The 6,750-nt window shown below is 70.8% G+C and carries 6 protein-coding genes; 2 read left to right on the top strand and 4 right to left on the bottom strand.

The features are described from left to right. Positions 1-211, top strand: a 211-nt coding sequence (locus ACGF13_RS30830) for a hypothetical protein (protein ID WP_392881343.1), incomplete at its 5' end; no start/stop codon positions are given. A gap of 208 nt (positions 212-419) precedes the next feature. Here the strand turns inward: ACGF13_RS30830 and ACGF13_RS30825 are convergent. The 4 genes from ACGF13_RS30825 to ACGF13_RS30810 form a co-directional block, all read right to left on the bottom strand. Next, positions 420-1,094 carry a nucleoside/nucleotide kinase family protein gene (locus ACGF13_RS30825; protein ID WP_392881340.1) on the bottom strand — a complete coding sequence of 225 codons (675 nt, stop codon included), beginning with the start codon at positions 1,092-1,094 and terminating at the stop codon, positions 420-422. Between the two features lie 100 nt (positions 1,095-1,194). Next, positions 1,195-2,151: an LD-carboxypeptidase gene (locus tag ACGF13_RS30820; protein WP_392881338.1), complete on the bottom strand. Its 957-nt coding sequence runs from the start codon at positions 2,149-2,151 to the stop codon at positions 1,195-1,197. A gap of 134 nt (positions 2,152-2,285) precedes the next feature. Further along, on the bottom strand, positions 2,286-3,398 hold the full coding sequence (trpS, locus tag ACGF13_RS30815; RefSeq protein WP_392881335.1) for a tryptophan--tRNA ligase: 1,113 nt from the start codon (positions 3,396-3,398) through the stop codon (positions 2,286-2,288). A gap of 193 nt (positions 3,399-3,591) precedes the next feature. Further along, positions 3,592-5,166, bottom strand: coding sequence for an APC family permease (locus ACGF13_RS30810; protein ID WP_392881390.1), 1,575 nt, complete (start codon positions 5,164-5,166; stop codon positions 3,592-3,594). Positions 5,167-5,489: 323 nt separating this feature from the next. Here ACGF13_RS30810 and ACGF13_RS30805 point away from each other — a divergent pair, with 323 nt between their 5' ends. Beyond that, complete coding sequence (locus tag ACGF13_RS30805; protein ID WP_392881332.1) at positions 5,490-6,635, top strand: ABC transporter substrate-binding protein; 1,146 nt, start codon at positions 5,490-5,492, stop codon at positions 6,633-6,635. Positions 6,636-6,750 lie beyond the last annotated feature (115 nt).

Below are 6,750 nucleotides of genomic sequence, written 5' to 3'. Positions count from 1 at the left end.
CCCGATCAAACGATCAAGGCCGGGGATGTCAACATATCTGGCGTTGACTTTTGGCACGCTGTTGAGTTCTCAAGGAACGGACGCTTCCTTCGGACTGCTTTCCAGCAGGCCCTCCGGGCTTCGTTCTTTCGTGTTTCCAGCTTATCAGATGTTTTCCGCTCCGTTTCCGGGGCTTCGTTCATCCAACTCGCCGGTGTCTTCCGGGGCTTGACGCCCTGTCCGACGTTTCAAACTCTAGCCGATCTCCGCTCCGAAAAGCGAATCCGACCGCAACCCGATAAAACGAGCACACCGAATAAGCCCCAGGCCGTCACGCGAAAAAGCGAAACGACCGGCGCGAACCGGAAGTGGTGTTTCAGAGGATTGGCCGCCCCGGGACCGTCCGCGCCGATGCGTGTCCGGTGCTCCCTGCCGAGCGACTAGAGAACACTACCCCTGTCCGAGATCGAAGGCAAACCCGTCCCGGAGACGGTCCGGGTGCAGAGCGCCCGGCCGGGCTTCACGTACTCGCCGTTCGGATGGTCGTTGCCGGTGACCCAGTGGCGGGCGGCGGCTTCGTCGCGTCCGCCGTCGCGGTGCCGCCGGAGCAGGCGCTCCTCACGTTCCTCGTCGTCGGTGTGCACGTACCAGAGCTCATGGAGCAGTCGACGGGCCTCGGGCCAGGGGGTGTCCGCGGAGGCGAGGTAGTTGCCTTCGGTGATGACGAGTCGGGTGTGCGGGCGGACCACGTGGCGGGCGGCGACCGGTTCGTCCAGGGTGCGGTCGAAGTCCGGGACGTAGATGTCCTGGAAGCGGTCGCCGGCGATGCGGCGCAGCAGGGCGACGTAACCGTGGGCGTCGAAGGTGGCCGGGGCCCCCTTGCGGTGGGTCAGGCCGAGGCGGTCGAGCTGGGCCCCGGAGAGGTGGAAGCCGTCGAGCGGGACGTAGGCGGCGCTGCCGGGGCCTTCGGCGCGCTCGACCTCGGCGACCAGACGGCGGGCCAGGGTGGACTTGCCAGCGCCGGGCGGGCCGGCAAGTCCGAGGATCGTGCGGGCGTTGCTGCCCGGGCCGCGCAGGAAGCCGAGGGCAAGGGCGGTGAGGCGGTCCTCGTTCATGGCGGCACCTTACTCAGGGCGCACCTCGTTCAGCGTGCCCCTTGCTCGGTGACCCCGGACGGGCCGGACTCACCGAGTCGGGTCGGGTCGGGTCCCGAGCTCAGCGGCCGGCGAGGGCGGGCTGGTCCAGTGTCAGGGTGCCGGCGTCGGCGTCGAGCAGGGCGGGAACGCCGAGCGGGACGGTGAGGGTGGAGGGACAGTGGCCGAAGCCCAGTTCCCAGAGCACGGGAACACCGAGCCCGCCGAGCCGGTCGAGCATCACGTCCCGGACCCGCTCGGGCCGTCCGCAACCCTCCCAGGAGCCCAGGGCCACGCCGGCCACGCCGTCGAGGGCGCCGGAGCGCAGGAGCTGGGTGAGCAGCCGGTCGAGCTGGTAGGGGTGCTCGTTCACGTCTTCGAGCAGCAGGATGCCGCCCTCGTAGGAGGACCGCGCGGCGGGTGTGCCGCGCTCGGCGGTGAGGACGTGGAGGCAGCCGCCGGCCGTGACGCCGCGGGCCCGGCCGGGGACGAGCGGGGCGGCGGTGGGTGAGGTGAGGACGGTGACGGCGGCCGGGTCGAAGAGGGTGCGGCGCAGGTGCTCGGCGGTCGGGCCGTCGGCGACGAAGGAGGCCCCGGCGGCCAGCGGGCCGTACAGGGTGGCGAGGCCGAGGCGCTGGGCGAAGGCCTCGTGCAGGGAGCTGACGTCGCTGAAGCCGATGAAGGGCTTGGGCGCGGCGGCGCGCATGGCGGTCCAGTCGAGCAGGTCGACCAGGCGGTGCACGCCGTACCCGCCGCGGGCGCAGATGACGGCGTCGACGGTGGGGTCGAGCCAGGCGGTCTGGAGGTCGGCGGCGCGGTCGGCGTCGGTGCCGGCGAGGTAGCGGAGGGTGGGGTGGGTGTCGAGGACGTGCGGGGCGACGGTGACGCGCAACCCCCAGGAGCGGAGGATCGCGCAGCCGGCGGCGAGGCGTTCGGCGTCGATGGGGCCGCTTGGGGCGACGACGGCGATGTGGTCGCCGGGGCGCAGGTGCGGCGGGCGGGTCAGCCCCTGGCCGGGTGTGGTCGGGTGCTGGTCCATGGGCCGGGCCACCTTTCGGGCGCGGGATCGGGGTGCGGGCGGTCGCGTCGTGGCCGCGACCGCCCGGTGACGATATGCCCCGTGTCAACCGGCCGATGTCCCCCGCCCGGCCGGTGCCCGGCGGTGAGTGCTCTTCAGATCGCCGCCCCCATCACCTCCCGGACCTCGGCGAGGGTGGCGTCGGCGACGGCGTTGGCCCGTTCGGCGCCGTCGCGCAGGACCTGCCGCAGGTGGCCCCGGTCGGCGGCGAGTGCGGCGCGGCGGGCGCGCATCGGGCGGAGGAACTCGTTGACGGACTCCGTGACGGTGCGCTTGAGCACCGCGGCTCCGCCGTCGCCGATCTCCTCGGCGACGGCTACGGGGGTGCGGTCCTGGCAGAGGGCCGCGAGCAGGACGAGGCTGGAGACCTCGGGCCGGTTGACCGGGTCGTAGCCGATCCGGCGGTCGGCGTCGGTCCGGGCGCCGCGGATGATCCGGGCGGTCTCGTCCTCGGTGGTGCCGAGGGCGACGGCGTTGCCCCGGCTCTTGCTCATCTTGCCGCCGTCGGTGCCGAGCAGCATCGGGGCGTCGGAGAGCAGGGCCTGGGGGCGGGGGAAGACGGCGCTGCCGTCGGCGTGCGGGTAGCGCTCGTTGAAGCGGCGGGCGACGGTGCGGGCGACTTCGAGGTGGGGCAGCTGGTCCTGGCCGACCGGGACCAGGTCGGCCTTGCAGAAGAGGATGTCGGCGGCCTGGTGGACGGGGTAGGTGAACATCAGCCCGCTGACGGCGGACTGCCGGGAGTGGGTGATCTCGTCCTTGACGGTGGGGTTGCGGCGCAGTTCGGCGACGCTGACCAGGCTGAGGAAGGGGAGCAGCAGCTGGTTGAGGGCGGGGACGGCGCTGTGCGGGAAGATCGTCGCCCGCTCGGGGTCGAGGCCGGCGGCGAGGTAGTCGAGGACGAGGTTCTCGGTGTGCTCGGCGAGCCGGTCGGCGAGGTCGCGGTCGGTGATGACCTGGTAGTCGGCGACCACGACGAACATCTCGACGCCCTGGTCCTGGAGCCGGACGCGGTTGCGCAGGGTGCCGAAGTAGTGGCCGAGGTGGAGCGGTCCGGTGGGGCGGTCCCCGGTGAGGACGCGGTGGGCGGTCGGGTCGTCGTCGTACGGAACGGACGGGACGGCCGTGCCGGTCGTGCCGGACGGGACGGACGTGGCGACGCCAACGGCGGTGGGCGCGACGGCGGCGGCGGACGCGGGCGTGGTGGTCAAGGTCTCTCCTCGGTGCGGCGGTGGTGGTCTGCCGTCCGGGGCGAGGGGCCCGTTCTGCGGGGAGCGCGGGGCGCGGAAAACGCAGCAGGGCCGTCCATCCCGGACGGCCCTGCTCAGGCGAGTGTGGTAGCCGTCCTAGGACGGCCACCAGCACAGGCCCGTGAAACGCTTCATGCGCTCAACAGTACTGGTGTCAGTCCTCCACGACCAGTGCCTGGGTGTCCTTGGTCAGCGTCTCGCCGCGGAAGAACTCCGGCCGGATGAAGCCGTACCAGGTCATCAGGCAGGCGCCGAGCAGCAGGATGCCGACGCCGATCACGAAGACGGAGCCGATGCCGAAGACCGAACCGCTGCCGTAGTCCGGGTCCCAGGCGTCGGTGAGGGTCTGTAGGAAGACCGCGGTGAGCAGTACCCCGCCGAGGAGCGGGGCGGCGCCCTTGAGCAGCAGGTCGCGGACGCCGGTGCGCAGCGAGCGGCGGAAGTACCAGACGCAGGCGAAGGCGGTCAGCGCGTAGTAGAAGCAGATCATCAGACCGAGCGCCAGGATGGTGTCCTGGACGACGTTCTCGCTGATCAGGCTCATGCCCACGTAGAAGACCGCGGTGGCGATGCCCGCCGCGACGGTGGCGTAGCCCGGGGTGCGGAAGCGCGGGTGGACGGCGCCGAAGCGCGGCGGCACGGCGCGGTAGGCGCTCATCGCGAGCAGGGTGCGGGCCACCGGGATGAAGGTGGTCTGCAGGCTGGCGGCGGCGCTGGCGACGACGGCCAGGAAGAGCAGGATGCTCCACGGCGAGCCGAGCACCGGACGGGCCAGCGCGGCGAACACGTTGTCGGCGGTGGCCGGGTTGCCGAGGCCGTTGCCGGTGCTGCCGACGCCCGCGAACATCTGGGAGGCGATCGCGACCAGCAGGTACGAGCCGACCAGGGTGACCATGGAGATCATCGCGGCGCGGCCCGGGGTCTTGGCGCTGCCCTGGGTCTCCTCGTTCATGGTCAGGCAGGTGTCCCAGCCCCAGTACATGAAGATCGACAGCGACAGTCCGGCGGTGAACGCGCTGAACGAGCTGACCTCGAGCGGGTTGAGCCAGGAGAAGGAGAAGCCGATCGAGTCGGGCAGGTCGCCGGAGGCGGCCTTGCCGATGGCGATGGCGGAGAAGAGCAGCAGCACGGCCAGCTGGAGGCCGACCAGGCTGTACTGGAACCACTTGGTGGCGGTCATCCCCCGGTAGCTCATCGCGGTGGCGCCGGCGATCAGCAGGACCACGGTGAGCAGGTGGACGGCCTTGTTCTGGTCGAGTTCGGTGACCCAGCTGCTGCCGGTCATCTCCCCGAGCATCAGGTACAGGAAGTCGGTCGCGACCCCGGCCAGGTTGGAGAGCACGATGATGGTCGCCACCGTCAGACCCCAGCCGGCCATCCAGCCGACCCGGGGGCCGAAGGCCCGCACACCCCAGGTGAAGGACGTTCCGCAGTCCGGGAAGTCCTTGTTCAGCTCCTTGTACGCGAACGCGACGAGCAGCATCGGCAGGAAGCCCGCGAGGAACACCGCGGGCATCTGGACGCCGACCGCGGTGACGGTCGGGCCGAGCGTGGCGGTCAGGCAGTAGACCGGGGCGACCGTCGAGACGCCCAGCACCACGCTGCTCAGCAGGCCGACGGAACCACCCCGTAGACCCTTGTCCCCCGCTCCCCCAGCCGTCCCCTGACCCGCGGGGACTCCACCACTGATGCCACTGACCGGGGCACCCTGCGGAGCGCCGGGCGCCATTGCCCGGCCGCTGCTCGTGTGCTCTGAGAGCTGCTGATCAAACACCAGCGCACCCTAGATGCGGGCATGGAAGGTTGAGTAGACCAACCCTTGGTGATCTAAACCACTTGCTTCGATTCGTTCCCAAGCAGGCCCTTCGGGCTGATGTATTTACGGCTTGTTAACCCATGTACCTTTGTTTCAAAGGAGTTGGCCCAAGGAATTTTCTTCCTTTTGCCAAGATTCAGCATGATTTGCCCCCCTGGCGCGAGCGGCCCGCGACCCTGTCGCCCCGAGTCGGATAGGTTTGCCTAACCTAATTTCGATCGTGAATGGAGCGTCGCGTGCCCCCCACCCCCGACGACCTGGCCCCCGTCGCCCGCACCGCCCCCCGCACCGCCGGCCGCCGCAGGTTCCTCACCGCGGCGATCGCCGGAGGAGCGGTCCTCGGCCTCGGCGGGCTGCTCACCGCTTGCGGCAGCTCGGGCGGATCCGGTGGATCGGGCGGATCGGGCGGATCGGGAGGCAGCGGCGGCTCGACCCCGGCCGGCGGTGGCTCCTCCCCGAACCAGAAGTCGGTCAAGCAGGGCGGTGACGACTACGCCACCGTGATCGAGAAGATGAAGGGCTTCGGCACCGACGCCGCCCCCGGCGTCTACCCGCGCACCCTCAGGCACGCGATGGGCGAGACCGTCATCCCGGCCAGGCCCACCCGGGTCGTGGTGCTGGACACCGGCGAGCTCGACAACGTCGTCGCCCTCGGCATCCAGCCGGTCGGCGTCGTCCACACCGACGGCTCGAAGTCCCTGCCGTCCTACCTCAGGGACAAGGCCGGCAGCCCCGCCGCCGTCGGCACCATCAACAGCCTCAACCTGGAGGCCATCGCCGCGCTCAAGCCGGACCTGATCCTCGGCAGCCAGCTGCGCGCCCAGGACCAGTACGCGCAGCTGTCCAAGATCGCGCCGACCGTCTTCTCGTTGCGCCCCGGCTACCCCTGGAAGCAGAACTTCCTGCTCAACGCGAGCGCGTTCGGCCTGGAGGCCGAAGCCAAGGCCCAGCTCGACGCGTACCAGGCGTCCGCCGCCGCGATCGGCGCGAAGCTCGGCGACAAGCGCCCCACCATCACCCCGCTGCGCTTCATGCCGGGCCGGACCCGGCTCTACGCCGAGCTCTCGTTCATCGGCACCATCCTCACCGACGTGCCGCTGCCGCAGCCCGAGACCGAACGGGTCCAGGAGCTCGCGGTGGAGGTCAGCCCGGAGCAGATCGACAAGGCCGACGCCGACTGGATCTTCTACGGCGTGTACGGCAGCCCCAGCTCGACCAACCAGGACGCGGTGCTGGGCGGTGCGCTCTGGAAGACGCTCGGTGCGGTCAAGTCCGGTCAGGCCCGGCCGGTTTCGGACGAGACCTGGTTCCTCGGGCTCGGAGTCATGGCGGCCAACGCGGTGCTCGCCGACCTCAAGGGCTTTGTCGCGCCCGGAAGTTGATCACACCCGGCGGGGCGGGGTCGGGGGCGGCGAACAGCACAGGCCGCAGCTCCGGTCGTGTGGCAACAGTGTTCGCCCTGCGCTGTCTTGGACGATCCCGGGGCGGCCCCGCGAC

Source organism: Kitasatospora sp. NPDC048286 (genome assembly GCF_043201735.1).
GTDB lineage: Bacteria > Actinomycetota > Actinomycetes > Streptomycetales > Streptomycetaceae > Kitasatospora.
Note: the sequence above shows the minus strand (reverse complement) of the source record. Positions and strands in the feature narration are given on the sequence as shown.

Coding starts and splice junctions, on each gene's coding strand:
- ACGF13_RS30820 (WP_392881338.1), bottom strand. CDS start 2,151: ATGGACCAGCACCCGACCACACCCGGCCAGGGGCTGACCCGCCCGCCG.
- ACGF13_RS30825 (WP_392881340.1), bottom strand. CDS start 1,094: ATGAACGAGGACCGCCTCACCGCCCTTGCCCTCGGCTTCCTGCGCGGC.
- ACGF13_RS30810 (WP_392881390.1), bottom strand. CDS start 5,166: ATGGCGCCCGGCGCTCCGCAGGGTGCCCCGGTCAGTGGCATCAGTGGT.